At 35.1% G+C, this 18405-nt stretch carries 18 protein-coding genes and 1 pseudogene; 7 read left to right on the forward strand and 12 right to left on the reverse strand.

From position 1 onward, the window contains the following. Window positions 1-146: 146 nt before the first annotated feature. The 3 genes from NSS74_RS13150 to exsG all read right to left on the reverse strand — a co-directional run bounded on the left by NSS74_RS13150 (window position 147) and on the right by exsG (window position 2548). Window positions 147-1730: a lipase family alpha/beta hydrolase gene (locus tag NSS74_RS13150; RefSeq protein WP_374101545.1), complete on the reverse strand. Its 1584-nt coding sequence runs from the start codon at window positions 1728-1730 to the stop codon at window positions 147-149. A gap of 238 nt (window positions 1731-1968) precedes the next feature. Next, a complete protein-coding gene (locus tag NSS74_RS13155) occupies window positions 1969-2178 on the reverse strand; it encodes a hypothetical protein (protein WP_340813735.1) in 210 nt (69 codons plus the stop codon). Window positions 2179-2395: 217 nt separating this feature from the next. Then, on the reverse strand, window positions 2396-2548 hold the full coding sequence (gene exsG, locus NSS74_RS13160; protein WP_000395678.1) for an exosporium protein ExsG: 153 nt from the start codon (window positions 2546-2548) through the stop codon (window positions 2396-2398). Between the two features lie 208 nt (window positions 2549-2756). On the opposite strand from exsG, the gene NSS74_RS13165 reads away from it, so the two are divergent. Next, complete coding sequence (locus NSS74_RS13165; protein WP_201051989.1) at window positions 2757-3692, forward strand: excalibur calcium-binding domain-containing protein; 936 nt, start codon at window positions 2757-2759, stop codon at window positions 3690-3692. A 124-nt stretch (window positions 3693-3816) separates the two neighbouring features. Here the strand turns inward: NSS74_RS13165 and NSS74_RS13170 are convergent. Continuing rightward, a pseudogene (locus NSS74_RS13170) lies at window positions 3817-4388 on the reverse strand (group-specific protein). Window positions 4389-4813: 425 nt separating this feature from the next. Between NSS74_RS13170 and ric the strand changes: the two are divergent. The 6 genes from ric to NSS74_RS13200 all read left to right on the forward strand — a co-directional run bounded on the left by ric (window position 4814) and on the right by NSS74_RS13200 (window position 11121). Further along, on the forward strand, window positions 4814-5521 hold the full coding sequence (gene ric, locus NSS74_RS13175; RefSeq protein ID WP_098168008.1) for an iron-sulfur cluster repair di-iron protein: 708 nt from the start codon (window positions 4814-4816) through the stop codon (window positions 5519-5521). 208 nt (window positions 5522-5729) lie between these two features. Next, window positions 5730-8135: an NADPH-nitrite reductase large subunit gene (gene nirB, locus NSS74_RS13180; protein WP_340813738.1), complete on the forward strand. Its 2406-nt coding sequence runs from the start codon at window positions 5730-5732 to the stop codon at window positions 8133-8135. 15 nt (window positions 8136-8150) lie between these two features. After that, on the forward strand, window positions 8151-8468 hold the full coding sequence (nirD, locus tag NSS74_RS13185) for a nitrite reductase small subunit NirD (protein WP_061689857.1): 318 nt from the start codon (window positions 8151-8153) through the stop codon (window positions 8466-8468). Between the two features lie 58 nt (window positions 8469-8526). Continuing rightward, the gene (locus NSS74_RS13190; RefSeq protein WP_340813740.1) at window positions 8527-9951 is read left to right on the forward strand and encodes a uroporphyrin-III C-methyltransferase; all 1425 of its coding nucleotides are present in this window, start codon (window positions 8527-8529) and stop codon (window positions 9949-9951) included. Continuing rightward, window positions 9948-10658, forward strand: coding sequence for a sirohydrochlorin chelatase (locus NSS74_RS13195; protein WP_215588981.1), 711 nt, complete (start codon window positions 9948-9950; stop codon window positions 10656-10658). Before NSS74_RS13190 ends, NSS74_RS13195 begins: the two co-directional genes overlap by 4 nt. Further along, complete coding sequence (locus NSS74_RS13200; protein ID WP_016102122.1) at window positions 10651-11121, forward strand: precorrin-2 dehydrogenase; 471 nt, start codon at window positions 10651-10653, stop codon at window positions 11119-11121. The genes NSS74_RS13195 and NSS74_RS13200 overlap by 8 nt, the downstream gene beginning before the upstream one ends. Before the next feature lie 223 nt (window positions 11122-11344). On the opposite strand, the gene NSS74_RS13205 is transcribed toward NSS74_RS13200, so the two are convergent. The 8 genes from NSS74_RS13205 to NSS74_RS13240 form a co-directional block, all read right to left on the reverse strand. Continuing rightward, a complete protein-coding gene (locus tag NSS74_RS13205; protein WP_002031605.1) occupies window positions 11345-12262 on the reverse strand; it encodes an AEC family transporter in 918 nt (305 codons plus the stop codon). 85 nt (window positions 12263-12347) lie between these two features. Continuing rightward, window positions 12348-13091 (reverse strand): amidohydrolase family protein, encoded by a 744-nt coding sequence (locus tag NSS74_RS13210; protein WP_340813744.1) that lies wholly within the window; start codon window positions 13089-13091, stop codon window positions 12348-12350. Between the two features lie 495 nt (window positions 13092-13586). Then, the gene (locus NSS74_RS13215) at window positions 13587-13784 is read right to left on the reverse strand and encodes a PspC domain-containing protein (protein WP_002193043.1); all 198 of its coding nucleotides are present in this window, start codon (window positions 13782-13784) and stop codon (window positions 13587-13589) included. Between the two features lie 264 nt (window positions 13785-14048). Then, the gene (gene narK / locus NSS74_RS13220) at window positions 14049-15218 is read right to left on the reverse strand and encodes a nitrate transporter NarK (RefSeq protein ID WP_002031603.1); all 1170 of its coding nucleotides are present in this window, start codon (window positions 15216-15218) and stop codon (window positions 14049-14051) included. Window positions 15219-15298: 80 nt separating this feature from the next. Continuing rightward, entirely contained in the window at window positions 15299-15532 is a 234-nt protein-coding gene (moaD, locus tag NSS74_RS13225) for a molybdopterin converting factor subunit 1 (RefSeq protein ID WP_002127098.1), read from the reverse strand. After that, window positions 15529-15999, reverse strand: a complete 471-nt coding sequence (locus NSS74_RS13230; RefSeq protein ID WP_340813746.1) for a molybdenum cofactor biosynthesis protein MoaE — start codon at window positions 15997-15999, stop codon at window positions 15529-15531. The genes moaD and NSS74_RS13230 overlap by 4 nt, the downstream gene beginning before the upstream one ends. Before the next feature lie 44 nt (window positions 16000-16043). Then, window positions 16044-17333, reverse strand: coding sequence for a molybdopterin molybdotransferase MoeA (locus NSS74_RS13235; protein WP_340813747.1), 1290 nt, complete (start codon window positions 17331-17333; stop codon window positions 16044-16046). Window positions 17334-17376: 43 nt separating this feature from the next. Then, window positions 17377-18390, reverse strand: a complete 1014-nt coding sequence (locus tag NSS74_RS13240) for a molybdopterin-synthase adenylyltransferase MoeB (RefSeq protein ID WP_340813749.1) — start codon at window positions 18388-18390, stop codon at window positions 17377-17379. Window positions 18391-18405: the final 15 nt, after the last annotated feature.

An 18405-nucleotide genomic window follows, 5' to 3' on the forward strand; every position in this document is an offset into this window, starting at 1 on the left:
TTTATTGAATAATGCTCTTTTGATTCCTATAATCAAACATAAATTCCATTGTACGTTTCTGTTAATCTAATAAACATGAAAAAAGTACCGAACTCTTCTACTACAAAAGTTCGGTACTTTTTATATTAAAAACTTCTCATTCTTTCTTACTTCTCCACATAAACCGACTTAACAATTGTACGATTATACGGTTGTCCTTCTTTATTCGTCCCTTTTATATCCATCGTAACGTTATATACTCCTGGTTGCTTTATGTCCTTCAAAGCACCAGTAAACGTGTTGTTATTACCCTTTTGTAATTCATTGTATTCAGAGACTAGTTTCCCTTCTTTATTAACTACTCTTACTGTTATAGAAAGATCCCCTTTCATTTCAGGTGCCACAGGTGATTTTTTCAGTTTATACTCAGATTTATTCACTTTAACTTTTGTAGGCATTTGGAGAACAAATGGTGCACCACTCTTGTAATCGCTTACAATCAAAAATGCATCTTTCGACTGCTTCGCCATCATTTTAACTTTCCATTCTCCTACATCCATTTTATCAAATTTAAATGTTCTAATTGTCGCACCACCAAAGAAAGATTCACCTTCACCAGTAGTAATAACGCTATCCTTATTTGTATACATTTTTCCATTTGGAGACATCATTTGTACTTCTACATCAGAAGACGCTGTTAAGATAGAAACTATTCCTTCAGCTTTTTTATCAACCGTAACAGTTTGCTCTATCCACTGATTTTGTGGCAAATCTCCTCCTAATATGTTTTGATTTGAAGTTGTATTTAATTGTTCTATATTTTCATTTGAACTAGTGCTGGATGCTACTAAAGCTGGTACGGCTACATTTGCTGTACGTAAATATGGTTCAATTCGAGAGAAAACAGCAGATCCTTTTCGTATATTATCATGATCAAATCTGGAATCTGTAAATAAATGCGTTCCATACGGTAACTTAGCACTCCACTCATTTACTAGTCCATCATTTGAACCGTATGATGACAAATAGAACCCGCCCATAGATAGCGCAGAAAATACTGGTCCCCAGCTAGTCCCAGTAGCCGTATAGTAACGGTTTAATTTAGCTGCTGGATTATTATCAATCGTTGAACGAAATTTTGCCATTTCGCCCATTTGTAATGAGTACGTACCATCATCTTTTTGACCTAATATAGAAGCCAGCCATCCTGCCCACCAACTATATGATAAATCCGCTAAGTTTGATCCATGGTGTGGCGTCGCAAGCGTTACAACATTTCCGACAAATCGATTTGCGCCATATCCTACTAATGCAGCCTGTGTATCGATACCGCCTTTACTATGTGCTACAATATTAACTTTTTTACCGAAGTGATTATATATTTCTTCTAATTTTTGTGCTAACAATTTTCCGTTGTCCCACTGACTAGCTGACCCTTTCCCAGCAGCATCATATAATTGGATAAATACTGTTTGATATCCTGCTTTTAAAGCATAGTCATACATATCATTGATATCGTGATACACTGTATTTCCATACCAACTATCAGCATTCCCGTTCCTTCCTTGTACAAAAAGAATTGGAGGCTTATTCTCATCGTAATTAGCAGGTTTTTGACCTAAAAACCATTCTCCAGGTGTAAATACTTCTTTATCTGGAAATCCCGTTTTAATTTCTTTTACTTCCTCCGCCTCTACCTTCGTACTAACAGCCATCGGAGTCATAATAAAAAATGCGAGAAGTAATAACATACACCTTTTCAAAATCCTCATTAACATTCCCCCTTTTTTGAAAGGAAGCACTATTTTTACTCTAGTTATTTTTGCAGGTGAAATAAATAGTAACTGTCCTTCTTATGAAACGTTATTCTCTCAACATGTATTCATTCCTTTTCCTACTAAGCTCATTAAAAATTTCTCAACATATTTCTAGCTAAAAAAGCTGCGTATAAAAGGTCTATTTCATAACCTTTTATACGCAGCTTCTTTCTTATAAATCAATGATATACTCATCATCATATTTATCGTATTGGAGCCCTGATCCTATTTTGGATTCCGTAACTTGATCTCTTAAAAACGGTGCAGCTTCCATTTTGCTAGTTGCAATTTCAATTCCATATTTTTTCGTTAAATGGGCTAATTCTATTAAAAACCACTCTCTTCGCAATGTAACTGGAATATCAAATGTTCTTCTTCTCATATATAATAGCACCTCTTTTATTTTCATAACTAAATAAAAATCAATACATGCACGTGTGAAAACTACCTTTCATCACTAACATCCAATGAAACATTATAGTATATGCATGTCCATTTTAAACGTGCTATTACAAAACAATATTTTAGTTTACATAATCATATTATGTAAGAGTAGAAGAGAAAGGTATATCCCTTCCCTTCTACTCTAGAAATTTAAATTAAGAACATCTTGGTACACCTAAAGCTAAGAATAAACCTGCTACTCCCGCAGTAATCGGTACTTTTAACGTAATAACATCGTCTACTTTCGTTACTAAAAAGAAAGCATTACCTTCTTGTAATATACAAGTTACCAATAATTGAAATTCCATTTAAACCCCCTCCTTTCAATTGATATATTATACTTTATGAATTCTCTTTAAAAATGTAATAAGGAATATATCTATTTTTCCTTATATATAAAATAAATGTTTATAAGTCTATTAAAAATACTAATTTTCTAAATTTATATAAATCGTGTAATATCCAATAAGTTCCTATATAATCAATAGTGAAAATCTTACAAATGGAGGTATAAAAATGGCGATTTTGAGTAATATTGGTGCAGCTTTATTTTTTATTGCTTTTATTCTTTTAATACTATGTATCATTTCATTCTTTAAGAAAAATGGAAAAGCAAAACAATATGGTCGTCCTACTGTTATTCTTTTTATGATTTCAATTCTCTTAATAGGAATGGGCACTACAAAATCTGAACACCCATTCATCGATTTTTTTGCTACTTTAAGTTTAATTTTATTTATTTTTTTCCTTGTTCTAGCAATCTTATCCGTAATTAAAAAGACAGGTGTAGCAAAAAAACAATTTATTATCACTGCTATTTTATTTGTCATTTTTGTTGCATTATCAAGTATTTCAGCTCCTTCTTCTGAAAAGACGACAGCAACAAATAAACAAGTCGCTTCTAATAATGCAGAGAAAAAAGATGATAAAAAGAAAGAAGCGGACGAGAAAACTCAAAAGCAAGAAGATGAGAAGCGTCTAGCCGATGAACAAGCTCGTAAGCAAGAGGATGAAAAACACCAAGCCGAAGAGCAAGCTCGTAAGCAAGAGGATGAAAAACGTCTAGCTGATGAACAAGCTCGCAAACAACAAGAAGAGCAAAAACGTCTAGCTGATGAACAAGCTCGTAAACAACAAGAAGAGCAAAAACGCCAAGCTGATGAACAAGCTCGTAAACAACAAGAAGAGCAAAAACGCCAAGCTGATGAACAAGCTCGTAAGCAACAAGAAGAGCAAAAACGCCAAGCTGATGAACAAGCTCGTAAACAACAAGAGGAACAGAAAAAGGCACAGCAACCTCAAACACAACCTGCTTCCGGAAATACTAGTAATGCATATTACAAAAACTGTGATGCAGTTAGAGCTGCTGGGAAAGCTCCGTTATATAAAGATCAACCAGGGTATAGCCGTAAACTAGACAAAGATGGCGATGGAGTCGCATGTGAAAAATAGCAATGAAAAAGAAGCTTCTAGTAAGCTTCTTTTTACTATTACGTATAGAATCTTATTACTCTTCCATTCTTGTAAGCCCTATATCAATTCAAATTGGCATCTTATTTTTTTATACTTGTAACAATTAATCATTAACTGGGTCAATACTCCAATTAATGATTTCAATATGTTTCACCTCCACTTTCCCTTTGACAAGAACATGTGAAATTAGGTGAAACATCCCAAATCTTCTACCCTTTTCGTATTCATCTCTGTAATATTCTTTTGTGCAGGTATTTAATTGCTTTAATTCTCTATATTCATTAAAGTTGATGAGTTCTATTTCACATTCTTTTAATTCTCTATTTGGTCCATCCCAAAATTATGCTTTGAGTACTTGTATATTGCCATACACTGACCATTCAGTGCGCTAATAGGAATTTTATAAAACAGTTTATTTGTATTAATGTTTATTCCTATTTCCAACAATACTTTATAAATCTCATAAGGGTGCAGTGGTAAAAAATGCACAACATCATTCCATAAACATTCTAGTTTTGGTATTTTACGTGTTAATAAGTTCTCCCTTTGAGTATGATCTTTATATTTTTGTATATACTCACCATATAAAATTGGATATACCCTTTTCAATTCATTTAATGGGATTAAATATTCTCCTTTTAGTTCTTCTGGTACCATATGATAAACATATTCCATAAAAACCTCCTATAAAGTGAAACTTTAATCCGTGGGGGTTTTGTTCATCCTCCACGGATTATTAGTTGAACCAATCGGACGTTTACGGACAGTTGATCTCTCACCTAACTCCTTTGCTCCAACTGAATTTTGAGGTGGGAGTTTTACTGTCCGTTAACGCGGGATAAAAGATATACTTCCTACCCAAAAGCATCTTAGATTGATAGAAAATAAATTTGTAACTTATCTATACCTTAATAATGCCCTATGGATAATTTCCTGCTCAAAAAATTCTTCGTCATCAATTCTATTATTTCCTCTATTAAATATCACTCCTATTATTCTCAAATCAGACACATAATAAGTGATTTCAATCACCACATTGTTTTTCATTTATCGCTATTCTTAATTTAGATATTACATTTAAACTTTATGGAGGCATTCATATGAAACATACATTTACTGAAACTTCAATTGTTGGTGAGATTGTTACACAATTTCCGAAAGCTAGTGATCTTTTTAAATCGTATAGAATAGATTTTTGTTGTGGTGGTAATAAGCCACTTATTGATGCAATTCATGAAAGAAATTTATCAGCTTCTGAAGTAATTACAGAGTTAAATACGCTTTATCATAATACGAAACGATTAAATGAATCTGAAATTGATTGGAAAAATGCTTCTTATCGCGAATTGATTGATTATGTAATTAATAAGCATCATCGTTATTTAAATGAAGAGTTACCGCAGTTAAGTCCATATGTGACGAAAGTATTACGCGTTCATGGAGCAAATCAGCCTCATTTAGCTCAAATTCATAAGCTGTTTCATGAACTTAAAATGGAATTAGAACAGCATTTAATTAAAGAAGAAACAGAAGATTTTCCATTAATTTTAGAATTTGAACACAATCCAACTGATGAAAACTATGCTAAGTTACGTAAAGTAGTAGATGAACTAGAAAATGAGCACAATCATGCCGGAAATATTATAAAAGAACTTCGTAAAGTGACAAATGACTTTACTCCTCCAGAAGGAGCTTGCGGCACTTATCGACTTGTTTATCAACGTCTTGAAGCGCTAGAGTCTGATTTATTTGAGCATATTCATTTAGAAAATAATATTTTATTTCCACGTGCCATTACGAGAGCATAAATCAAGTGCAGGACATGAGTGTAAATACTTATGTCCTGCTTTTTCATTTTGCGAAAAATATCCACGCCCCCCTCACACAAATCCGAATTTTAACAATTTGTGAATCATTATATAAGTGTGATAAATATCACATCTCCCGCTTTTTTGATTTTCTATAATAGAAATATAATCCTTTGTTCAATATTTCACATAAAAAGGGGAAACGAAAATGAAAAAACGTTTAGTTATGATCGGAAATGGTATGGCTGGCATACGTTGTATGGAAGAAATATTAAAACATGATAATAATTTATATGAGATTACTATTTTCGGAGATGAACCACATCCGAACTATAACCGTATTATGCTCTCTCATGTATTACAAGGAAAAACAAATATGCAAGATATCATTATGAATCAATACAGTTGGTATGAAGAAAATGAAATAACTTTGTATACAAATGAAAGAGTTCAAAGTATTAACCGAAAAGAAAAAATTATTATTACAGAAAAGAATCGTACTATTACATACGACAAACTCATTATCGCAACAGGTTCTAGTGCTTTTATTTTACCAGTTGAAGGTTCCACCCTTCCTGGTGTAACAGGATTTCGAACAATTGAAGATACACAATTTATGATGGATACCGCTAAAGAAAAGAAAAAGGCCGTTGTCATTGGTGGTGGATTACTCGGTTTAGAAGCCGCAAGAGGTCTTATTGACTTAGGAATGGACGTACATGTTGTTCATTTAATGCCTAGCTTAATGGAGCAACAACTAGATACGAAAGCATCTTCCCTATTGCGTGAAGATTTAGAAGCGCAAGGCATGAAGTTTCTAATGGAAAAGAAAACTGTAAAGATTCTTGGTACAGACCATGTTGAGGGCATTCAATTTGAAGATGGTGAAGTTGTAGATTGTAATTTAATCGTAATGGCTGTCGGAATACGCCCAAATACTCAAATAGCAAAAGATGCTAGTTTACTTGTAAATCGCGGCATTGTAGTCAATGACTATATGCTAACGAATGATGAATCCATTTATGCAGTTGGAGAATGTGCAGAACATGACGGTATCGCATATGGACTTGTTGCCCCTCTTTATGAACAAGGCGCAATATTAGCAAAACATATAACGAATTTACAAACTAATGGATATACGGGCAGCATCGTCGGTACACAGTTAAAAGTTGCAGGTTGTGATTTATTCTCTGCTGGTCAAATTTATGAAGATGATCAAACGAAAGCAATTTCAATCTTTGATGAATGTAAACGTTCCTATAAAAAAGTATTAATTCGTGACAATAAAGTCGTCGGTATCGTTTTATATGGTGATGCAACTGATGGTACACGCCTCTTTAGCATGTTAAAGAAAGAAGAAGATATACAAGAATATACAGCCGCTTCCCTTCTTCACAAAGCTGGTGAAGAAAGTGAACTTGACGTTGCTACAATGAGTGCGGATGACACAATTTGTGGATGTAATGGCGTTACGAAAGGTACAATCGTTCATGCCATTTTAGAACAAGAGTTAACTACTTTTGAAGAAGTTAAAGGATGCACGAAAGCCGCAGGGTCTTGTGGTAAATGTCGTCCGCTTGTGGAACAAGTTCTAGCTCATACACTCGGAGATGCTTTTGATGCTTCTGCGCAGTCTGCTGGTATGTGCGGATGTACAACTTTATCACGTGACGAAGTCGTAGCCGCCATTCACGAGAAAGGTTTAAAATCGCCAAAAGAAGTACGAAATGTACTCGGTTTTGCACATGAAGACGGCTGTTCGAAATGTCGTCCTGCTTTAAATTACTATTTACGTATGGCGATTCCGGAAGAATATGTAGATGATAAATCATCCCGTTACGTTAATGAAAGAATGAATGGTAACATCCAGCACGATGGTACATTCTCTGTTATTCCACGTATGTACGGAGGCGTTACAACCGCAGATGATTTAATGAAAATTGCTGAAGTCGCAAAAAAATATGACGTTCCTCTTGTGAAAATTACAGGTGCGAGCCGAATCGGCTTATATGGTGTTAAGAAACAAGATTTACCTAACGTATGGGCTGACTTAAATATGACTTCTGGATATGCGTACTCAAAATCGCTTCGTAATGTAAAATCATGTGTTGGTTCTCGCTTCTGTCGTTTCGGTACGAAAGATTCATTAGGACTTGGTATGCTCCTTGAACAGTCATTAGAAATGGTAGATACACCTCATAAAATGAAAATGGGTGTAACAGGTTGTCCACGTAACTGTGCGGAAGTACTTACGAAAGATTTCGGCGTTGTGTGTGTTGAAAATGGATTCCAACTGTATATCGGTGGAAATGGTGGTACGGAAGTACGCGAGGCTGATTTTGTAATGATCGTCCCTACTGAAGACGATGTCCTTCGCATCGCTACAGCTTACATGCAATATTATCGTGAAACTGGTATTTACGGGGAGCGTACTGCCTATTGGACAGAACGATTAGGCTTCGATCACATAAAAGAAATACTACAAGATACAAGTATGGTCACGATGTTAAATGATCGTTTCCAAACAGCTCGTAGCACATATACAGAAGCTTGGGGACAAGCACTAGAAACGAAGTCTTTAAAAGCGATGTATGAAGTAGAAACTGTGAAATAAGGAGCTGTGATCTATATGATACAAACGAAAGAAAAAATAAAAGTTATGCGTGCAGAAGATCTTCCTATTCAAATCGGTAAAGAGGTACAAATGAAAGGTATGTCTATCGCCCTATTCCGCCTTTCAAATGGCGATATTCGAGCTGTAGAAAATCGTTGTCCTCATAAAAACGGACCATTAGCCGAAGGAATTGTATCTGGTGAATTCGTTTTTTGTCCACTACATGATTGGAAAATTTCATTACTAACAGGTGAAGTTCAAAAACCTGATGACGGCTGTATCCAAACGTACGAAGTAGAAGTTATTGATGGTGACATTTATATAAACATGTAATTTACGAAAGGAAGCCTCCTCTGGCTTCCTTTTAAATAAAAAATGATGAGGTGCGATTATGAACGGATATGTATATTTAGTTGGTGCAGGACCAGGGGATGAAGGGCTTATTACAAAAAAAGCGATAGATTGCTTAAAGCGTGCAGATATTGTCTTATATGACCGCTTATTGAACCCTAACTTTCTTAGCTATACAAAGCCAACTTGTGAACTTATTTATTGCGGTAAAATGCCAAAGAATCATACTATGCGTCAAGAAATGATTAACGCCCACCTCCTTCAATTTGCACAAGAAGGAAAAATCGTTGTCCGCTTAAAGGGCGGAGATCCATCTATTTTTGGCCGTGTTGGTGAAGAAGCAGAAACTTTAGCAGCAGCGGACATTCCATATGAAATTGTACCAGGTATTACATCTAGCATCGCCGCTAGTAGCTATGCAGGTATCCCCCTCACCCACCGTGACTATAGTAATAGCGTTACTTTACTAACTGGGCATGCAAAAGGTCCTTTAACCGATCATGGAAAATATAATTCATCCCACAATAGCGATACAATTGCCTACTACATGGGTATAAAAAACTTACCTACAATTTGTGAAAATTTACTACAAGCAGGAAAACAAGAAAATACACCCGTAGCAGTCATTGAGTGGGGTACAACTGGAAAGCAACGCGTTGTCACAGGAACACTTTCAACCATTGTTCCTATCGTCAAAAACGAAAATATTTCTAACCCTTCTATGACAATTGTTGGTGATGTCGTTTCCTTACGGGATCAAATCGCTTGGAAAGAACGTAAACCATTGCATGGTAAAAAAGTTTTATTTGCATCCGCAACAAATAAAACCAGTTTCATGAAGCAAAAGTTACAAGAATGCGGTGCAGAAACATATCAAATTCCAACTTTCAAAAGGGAAGAATACACGTTAACATCTGAACAAATCAATGAAATTTTTAACGTTGATCGCCTTGTATTTTGTTCAGATGAAAGTGTAGAAATCTTGATGCGATCATGTAGTAAACACCAGAAAGATATTCGTTCCTTACAGGCGAAACTGCAGTATATGAACGTTGCCACTCAAGAAAAACTTATGCAATATGGGCTACTAAGTAAACAAGCAGAGTTCTCTTCCGATACAACTGTTTATTTAGGCAGAAATATTAATCGAATTGGTTTTATTCAAGAAAAAATTGGTGCTGGGTCTTATATGATGACTCATGAGTATACAATTGATCATCGCTTCAATGAAATTCATTCTCGTATGCTTTCTGAATTCTCATGGGATAGCATTGTATTTGAAGGACGTGCTTCAATTGATACATTTTTATCAGAAATAAAACGACTTGGCTTTATCGATATTCTTACTCTTCCCTTCTCGTATACCGACATTCCAACGTTACACTATGCGAATAAAGTTGGTTTTCATAATGTAGATGAACAATTACAAGACATGATTATGAAGAAAGATTTGGTGGTACGATGAAAGGAATTGTATACGTTGGACACGGTAGTCGCCTGCGAGAAGGTAATGAACAATTCATTCACTTTATTCAATCTGTTATGAAAGAACGTAACGAAAGGAGTCAAAAAATAGCTTTTCTAGAACTAACGACACCTACCATTTCGGATGCAGTTACAGAAGCAATACTAGAGGGTGCAACTGAAATAATGATTGTACCTGTTTTATTATTTGCAGCAGCTCACTATAAACGTGATATTCCTTTTGAAATAGAGCAACTACAAAAGAAATATCCTCAAATAACATTTTCAGTTGTACCACCTTTTAGTACGCATCCACATATGGTTGAACTTGTAGTGAAAAGAATACGTGAAACTATGCCAAAGCAAGATAGTAGCGTTTTACTCGTAGGACGAGGCAGTAGTGATCCACAGCCGATACATGAGTTACAACAAATCGGAGCAGCGGTCGAACGAAAACTCGGTATGCCAGTATCGTCCTCCTTTTTAACGAAAGGAACGCCCTCTTTTACTGCTGAGCTCAAGGCTATAACATCGACTGCGTCCCATGTATATGTCATGCCGTACCTTCTCTTTACCGGATTGTTGCTTCAAAAAATTAAGTTGCATACAAAAAAATATGATCACGTTACGACTTGTAATTGTCTTCAATTTGATACATATATGAAGTTGGCATTATTAGAACGAATGGAGGAATGTGTGTATGTATAATATGTATCCTCTTATGTTTAATTTAGATAAAAAAATTGTTGTTATAGTTGGTGGTGGTAAAATCGCATATCGGAAAGCGTCTGGATTAAAAAATACAGGCGCTTTTGTCACCGTTATCAGCCCAGAGATTTGCGAGGAAATGAAGGAACTTCCTTATATTACTTGGAAGCAAAAAACTTTTAGTAATGATGATATTAAAGATGCTCATCTTATTTATGCATCTACAAATCAACATGATGTCAATATGATGGTCAAACAGGCCTCCCATGATTTCCAATGGGTTAACGTTGTAAGTGATGGCACAGAATCATCCTTTCACACACCTGGTGTCATCCGAAATGATGAATATATTGTAACTATTTCAACTTCCGGTAAGGATCCATCGTTTACAAAGCGTTTGAAGCAGGAACTAGCATCTATATTTCCTAAACTTATAAAAAAGCTTTCTCGTACTCACAAATAATAATCTATTTCTTAGCTAAAATAGTAATTACCTTTGGACAAACGTTTTTTAGAAGCGTTTGTTCTTTTTGTTTTGGTTCCTTTTTTGAATTAAGCCGCTTGATTATCAGACATGGTACAATTGTAAACGACACCCAATATATCAAAGACTGTTTTCTTCTCATATCGATGGGATTTCCGTCCATCATTTACCGCCTCAATTCTATCCGTTTTTGCACGTATATTCAAAACAAAATATATGACAAATAAATAACGACAGTTACTGTAATAATGCTGAAAAGTGTTGAAAATAAAACGATTTGTGCATGTAGTTCAGGCTCTATTTGATACTCCATAGCAATAGTTGCTGTATTTCTTGAAGTAGGAAAAGAACTTGCAATAAATAATGATTGTGCAACAATACCATCAATGTTTAGTAGGTATATCATGGCAAGTGCTAATAATGGTCCCATCAATAATCTTCCAATTAAAGCCCATGTTATGACTCGATGGAAAAAATTAAGCTTAATGTTGGATAATTGCGCTCCCAGCAATATGAGTGCTATTGCAACAAAACTATTCGCAAGCTGATTAAGAGGTAGAAAGATAGAATTAGGTATTTGAATTGTAAAAGATTGAAAGAGAACCCCTAATATGAGTGCATGAAATACAGGCAGTCTTAGAAATGATTGAATAATACTTCCGATTGTTTTTGTTGCTGATAGTAAGTTATATATCCCATATGAATAAGTTAAAAGATTCTGGAAAATCACAATGAAAATCTGAATGGAAACCCCCACTGGATTGTGACTGAAAATCAATTGACTTACTGGTAATCCATAATTACCGGAATTCATTAACGAAATGCTATTTTTTAGAGCTGCACTTTCTCCTTTTTCTAACTTTAATGTTTTTGAAATGAAATGACTTACTATCATCACACTCAGACTGTAAAGTATTAAATAGTATATTATCTGGAGCAACAAACCTGTTTCTATACTAATATCATATATATTCACAAATACAGCCGCTGGCATCAAGCAATAAGTAATAAGTGTAGATAGCTGCTTTAAGTTAAATTGGAACTTTCTTTGTAAGATTGCACCAATTAGAATCAATATTAATATTGGTAATATCACGTCTAATATAATAAAAACAAACATTTAATACCCCATTCTAAATACATTATAGTTGGATTAAACTCTTTACTAAATATGGATACAGTTAATTCAAATGTAGCCCCTGACGCTACCCAAAATACCATTTGAAAGCATTCGTATACAGGATTTTATCGGTAGCTTGTTCATCAAATAGCTGTTGAATCAATTTGATATCTCCATACTCAAAAGGTCTTTTTGCTCTTGTAGATGGTAAATCTGTTCCAAACATAAGTGCATCTGGGTTAACTTCATAAATCGACTTTAAGGCATTCTCAACATCTAATTCGACACGACCAAAACCAGTAGCTTTCACATGTACCCCTTTATCAACTAGTTTTAATAAATGTGGTAAACCTTCTTCTGATAACCCTAAATGGTCAATTGATATAGCTGGTAATTTTTCTATAGTGGATGCAATTTCGGACAACTCTTTTGCATCCATATAAAGCTCACTATGCCATCCTACTAAATCATGAACTCTTCTAGCAAAGTAATCCAGCTTCGATAAATCTTCTGAACCACCTCTTTTAATATTAAAGCGTAATGCTTTTACCCCATTTTCATTTAAATTTAGTATTTCTTCATCCGTCACCGTAAAAGGTAATTGTGTTACGCCACAAAATGTTGAACCCAACTGTTTTAGTGCCTTTAATAAATATTCTTGATCAAACCCTTGGAAAGAACCAGATACGATCGCTCCACCAATTACATTCAAATTAGGAGTTTCATTCTGATAATCTTCTACAACAAAGTTGGGTGGAAAATACCCTTGGTTCTCAATAATCGGAAAATTAAAATCAATAATATGAAAATGTGCATCAAAAATTCTCATTTCATTTCCCTCCCCTCTCTTTTCTTTAACATATCAAATATGACTCATAAAGAAAATTATGGATTATTTATACAAATTCATAATTTTATCTTATCGACCTAAACTTTATTCTTTATTTTAAGTGTACTTTTTCACAATATCCATTAGCCTTACGAAAAAATCTGGCTCTAAAAAATATGAAGTTTTTTCTTGTTATAAATACCGTCATATGTTTTTGGAATTTCAGAATATTTAAATACAACAATGTATTTTTATACAGATTAATAGATACCCTTTAGAAAGGAGCGACTATTTATCGATTCGTTAGCGATCAATAGTCATCGTTTAATTCAAAAGTTATTATTTTCGTTCTCGATATATTCCGAATGTTTTATGAGGATTTTTCGTTTGTTCATTTCAGTCTTATAACAATCGTACTGTTGCTTTTACTTTGGAAACTTTCAATAGACAAAAAACAGAGTTCTCGATTGTGGAATTAGATTTAAGTTCATACATTTATCTCTTAATATCTTTATCTGTAGGCAAAACAATTGCAGCTATTATATAAAGTAACACCGTAAATCCACTAGTAAAAACGGCTGATAATGCAGTGACTATGCGAAGGATACTTACATCAATTCCATACTTATCGCTTAAGCCACCTAATACACCTGATACTTGTTTATCTTGAGTGGACTTATATAATTTTTTCATCTAAACACCCCGATCCAATTAAGTATTTGTATGCTAAAAATTAGTTCTATCTTCGGAAGAGATTTAAACTTTCTTTAACTAACCCTTTAATTGAATAACATCTGATATCTATATTTTAACATAAAATTCCATAAAACTTCTGTTTTTCATTTTTAAACCACATTATTTTAGAATACAAGTGTTTGTTAAGTTAGCAATAAACATATCGAAGCCTATTACTAAAAGAACCCTCCTAGATTACTTTAGGAGGGTTCTTTTTCTTTATTAATGATTCTTTAACATCACTAACAGCTTCTCTTGGCTATACATCCATACTGTAATGATTAAACAAGCAAGAGCGACTTCTGATAACGCCATAAATCCAATTGCATAATGACCTGTTAGTTGGAATAGTAACGTTAAAATTAATGGTGGGAAGAACCCTCCTAATCCACCTAAAGCTGACACAACCCCATTTACAATCCCTGCTTGCTCAGAGAAGTACATTGGAACAAGCTTAAAGATTGTACCATTTCCAATACCTGCACAGAATGCGACTAGTAAGCAACCAAACGTATACACGTTCATACTAGGCATGAATGATAAAACAATACCAGATAGTGTTAAGCCGATAAATACGAAGATTAATATTTTAAATGGATTAAATTTATCACCGAGCCAACCACCAATCGGGCGCATCATTGTTGCTAATACGATGAATCCAGCTGTCCGCATGCCTGCATCTACTTTCTCTAATCCGAAGTGAGATACTAAAAAGTTTGGTAAATATACTGTAAATGCAACAAATGATCCGAAAGTTAAAAAATAAAAGATACATAGAAACCAAAGTTTTTCATTTTTATATACACCTTTTATTTGTTCCATTAATGGTGTATTCACCTTTTTTTCCTTACGATCGCCTAATAAAAAGTTCATAAGTGCAAATGCTGCAAGTAAAACTAAATAACACTGTACTGTTGTTCTCCAGCCAACTGATGTCGCAATTACAGGTGCTAAAAATGAAGTAATTGCTGTTCCAGCGTTACCCACACCGTAAATACCATTTACAAAACCGTGACTCTCTTTCGGGAAGTATTTCGGTAGAGAAGTTACTCCTACAGAGAATACAGCACCACCAATCCCTACAAATAATCCACCAATAATTAAATCCATCATAGAATTGGCAACACTAATGTAAAAGACAGGGAATAATAAAAGTATAAAACTAATAAAGAACAATTTTCTTGCTCCGTAACGATTTGTCCAATAACCAATTGGAATGCGAAGAATAGAACCTAAAATAACGGGTACTGCTGTGACCATAGAAATTTGTCCCGCAGTTAATGGAATATCCGCTTTAATATATGGCATTAATGATGATAAGATAACCCATACCATAAAACCGATAACTAGATTAGAAGTTTGTAAACTTAATTGAAAATTAGGACTTTTCACCTTGTTCCCTCCTATGTATGCATAGTTATATTCATTCTCTCCAGCCTAATCACGTCCTAACATGATTAGGCTGAAAAGAATCAACCACCACTTACTGGCGGAATCATTGCTACTACATCGCCAGTTTGAATAATGTCATCCTCATTTGCATACTCTTCATTTACGGCGACCATTATCTCGTTTGAAATCGCTACGCTGTATTTCTTAATGAGAACTTCCTTTAGTTCAGCAACCGTAATATTTTCACAATCTATGTACAAGGCCGGCTTACTTGCTTCTTCTTGCAAATGTGCAAATAATAGTACTTCAATCATGTTCTCATCTCCCTTTCAGGCTCACCATTTGCATATGCTATTTTCTCTAACTGATCACCTATCCATGACTCACCATCTTCCCAAAACTCTTTCTTCCAAATCGGAATAATTTGTTTTATACGCTCCATAATATATACGTTCGCCTCATAGGCTGCTTTCCGGTGTGGTGTTGAAACGGCGACAACAACAGCAAAATCACAAATTTGCAATGTACCAATGCGATGTGTAATTGCTACATATGTCCCAGGCCACTTCTCTTCTACTTCATTACCAATTTTCTCAAGCTGTTTTTCCGCCATTGTTTTATATGCTACATACTCTAAATATAGCGTACGACGTCCTTTCGTAAATTCTCTGACGGTACCAATGAAAGTAGTAACCGCACCACACTCACACCGAATTACTTTGTTTGTAACTTCTTCAATTGAAATAGGTGTATCAATTACTTCATAATACGTATGTGTCATTTTGCACCTCTTACCTTTGTATAAGTTAGCAATCTATTTTTCTATTACTTATATGATCGAAGTGGTTCTTTCCACGGCCACTCACTTCCTATGTTCGATTCCAATAATAATACCGAAACAATTATTCCTGCTTCAAATCCTTTCGTTCCTCCCGGCAGGACGATAAATGCATTCGCCTCTGCAAGTGAAGAAATTGCACTAGATTTATCTAAACCAACTGGTGTAGCTTGCAATTGGCCATCTACAATTTCTACTCTCCCTCTTACAAAACGAGTAAATGGGTTTGCTTTCGGAAAATCTTTCTGTAAAATCGCTTCTGCACGATATACATGCGGATCTTTTCTTTGCAAATATGTTCGAATAACTGGTCTAACATATAATTCACATCCGACATAACAAGCAGAGGGATTACCAGATAGACCAAATAATAGTTTTCCTTCTAGCTCAGCTACAGTTGTCACGCTTCCTGGTCGCATCGCTATTTTATTGAAAAGTACATTAGCTTGTAATCTCTCATAAATAGCAGGTAAATAATCGTAGTCTCCTACTGAAACGCCACCAGTTGTAATTAAAATATCGACTTCTTTTATTGCTCTTTTTACGGTCTCATAACACGTCTCTAAATCATCAGCAAATTGTCCATAATAGCGTACAATTCCACCTGCTCGCTCAATTTGAGCAGCAATCATATAGGAATTACTATTTCGAATCCTCCCCGATTTAAGCTGTTCATGTACTTCTAAAAGTTCACTTCCTGTCGCTACAATTCCAATAACCGGCTGTTTTACAACATGTACGGAACTATAACCAAACGTAGCAAGAAGCGCCGCTACTCCAGGGTTAATAGAAGTCCCTTTTTTCACAAGTATGGCATTTTGTTTTACATCTTCTCCTTTAAAAGAAATGTTATCACCAGCAGCAAAAGAGCGTTTTAATTTCATATAAGTCTTTTCTTTTTCTTCAAATCCTTCCGTTAGCTCTAACATAACAACCGCATTACATCCTGCTGGAATTGCAGCTCCTGTCATAATACGTACAGCTTGAAATGCTTTCACCTCTTCTCTAAAAACAGAACCTGCCCCGATCTCACCAATCACTTCAAACTGAATCGGATTACTGCTATTTTCTTCTTTTGTATCTTCCGCTCGAATCGCAAATCCGTCGTACGGAGAGCGATCGAAATGCGGGACATCATGATCTGCAATAACATCTTCTCCAAGCATTCTACCGTAGCTGTCTATAAGAGAAACCTTTTCTATTTCACCTTGATGAGCATACTCCATTATGCGTGAAACTGCTTCTGCTACTGGAATTGGTTTACGTTTTTCTAGCATTCTTTTTTCACCTCGTTTTGATAAGGATAAACTCTCTTTCTGTTCATCCTATATATTTTGCGTATAATCGTTTTGCCATTTTTACATCATTTGTCCCATGAATAAATGCCCTACCGTCTGTAAATAAAACAAAACGATATTCATCTACTAGAAACGATAGTAAATATGGAGTTTTTTTGACACTCACGCTTTTTTGTAAGCGATTTCGAACTTCTTCTAAATTAAGAACTCGCTTTATCCCTGGACGGATTTGAACTGTATTCCGCCCGCATAGCACTTCAGTTTTCATCTGTGATCCAAATGTTAAATTTGGGTAAGTGCGTACATTCCCACAAGATAGACATGTACTTTTCTTCTGCCTATTTACTTTTAATGAGAGATATTGATTGTTCCAAATATCAAATGATAACATCGTTCCCCTTAGCGCCTGAAAATCATTCACCAATATTTTCATCGCTTCTGTCACTTGGTGAGCAACGACCATTTGTACAGCCGGCTGAATGATTCCTGCTGTATCACATGTTGCACCGCCCATAGGATGATCCATTAGGCAGCGAAAGCATGGTGTTTCCCCCGGAAGAATTGTATACGTTACACCGTAACTTCCAATGCATCCACCGTATATCCAAGGTATATTTTCTTTTTGCGAAATGTCATTTATAAGTAGACGCGTATCGAAATTGTCAGTCGCATCTAATATAAGATCCACTTCTTTTGTTAACTCTTCTATTTCTTGCATTGTGACATCCGTTACAATTGGTACAATTTCTACTTCAGAATTAATCTTTCTTAAATGTTCTGCCGCTGCAATTGCTTTTGGTTTACACTGCTGTGCATCTTCTTCTGTATATAACTGTTGCCGCTGTAAATTACTCCATTCGACGTAGTCACGGTCAGCAATTGTCAATTTCCCAATCCCCATCCTAACGAGCGCTTCCGCATTTGCAGCTCCTAGTGCACCCGCACCGATTAGGAGCACATGTTTTTTTCTTATTTTTCTTTGTCCCATTTCACCAATTCCAGAAAACAATACTTGCCTTGAATATCGCTCTTGCATAGGGAATCCTCCTTT

The organism is Bacillus sp. FSL E2-8868, from assembly GCF_038005505.1.
GTDB classification, from domain to species: domain Bacteria; phylum Bacillota; class Bacilli; order Bacillales; family Bacillaceae_G; genus Bacillus_A; species Bacillus_A mycoides.

What these genes read in the sequence shown, in the direction of transcription:
- NSS74_RS13165 (WP_201051989.1), top strand. Translation starts at nt 2,757, where the DNA reads ATGGCGATTTTGAGTAATATTGGTGCAGCTTTATTTTTTATTGCTTTT.
- ric (WP_098168008.1), top strand. Translation starts at nt 4,814, where the DNA reads ATGAAACATACATTTACTGAAACTTCAATTGTTGGTGAGATTGTTACA.
- NSS74_RS13195 (WP_215588981.1), top strand. Translation starts at nt 9,948, where the DNA reads ATGAAAGGAATTGTATACGTTGGACACGGTAGTCGCCTGCGAGAAGGT.
- NSS74_RS13235 (WP_340813747.1), bottom strand. Translation starts at nt 17,333, where the DNA reads ATGCTAGAAAAACGTAAACCAATTCCAGTAGCAGAAGCAGTTTCACGC.
- NSS74_RS13240 (WP_340813749.1), bottom strand. Translation starts at nt 18,390, where the DNA reads ATGCAAGAGCGATATTCAAGGCAAGTATTGTTTTCTGGAATTGGTGAA.
- NSS74_RS13150 (WP_374101545.1), bottom strand. Translation starts at nt 1,730, where the DNA reads ATGTTATTACTTCTCGCATTTTTTATTATGACTCCGATGGCTGTTAGT.
- moaD (WP_002127098.1), bottom strand. Translation starts at nt 15,532, where the DNA reads ATGATTGAAGTACTATTATTTGCACATTTGCAAGAAGAAGCAAGTAAG.
- NSS74_RS13190 (WP_340813740.1), top strand. Translation starts at nt 8,527, where the DNA reads ATGAACGGATATGTATATTTAGTTGGTGCAGGACCAGGGGATGAAGGG.
- NSS74_RS13215 (WP_002193043.1), bottom strand. Translation starts at nt 13,784, where the DNA reads ATGAAAAAATTATATAAGTCCACTCAAGATAAACAAGTATCAGGTGTA.
- nirB (WP_340813738.1), top strand. Translation starts at nt 5,730, where the DNA reads ATGAAAAAACGTTTAGTTATGATCGGAAATGGTATGGCTGGCATACGT.
- NSS74_RS13230 (WP_340813746.1), bottom strand. Translation starts at nt 15,999, where the DNA reads ATGACACATACGTATTATGAAGTAATTGATACACCTATTTCAATTGAA.
- nirD (WP_061689857.1), top strand. Translation starts at nt 8,151, where the DNA reads ATGATACAAACGAAAGAAAAAATAAAAGTTATGCGTGCAGAAGATCTT.
- NSS74_RS13210 (WP_340813744.1), bottom strand. Translation starts at nt 13,091, where the DNA reads ATGAGAATTTTTGATGCACATTTTCATATTATTGATTTTAATTTTCCG.
- NSS74_RS13205 (WP_002031605.1), bottom strand. Translation starts at nt 12,262, where the DNA reads ATGTTTGTTTTTATTATATTAGACGTGATATTACCAATATTAATATTG.
- NSS74_RS13200 (WP_016102122.1), top strand. Translation starts at nt 10,651, where the DNA reads ATGTATAATATGTATCCTCTTATGTTTAATTTAGATAAAAAAATTGTT.
- NSS74_RS13155 (WP_340813735.1), bottom strand. Translation starts at nt 2,178, where the DNA reads ATGAGAAGAAGAACATTTGATATTCCAGTTACATTGCGAAGAGAGTGG.
- exsG (WP_000395678.1), bottom strand. Translation starts at nt 2,548, where the DNA reads ATGGAATTTCAATTATTGGTAACTTGTATATTACAAGAAGGTAATGCT.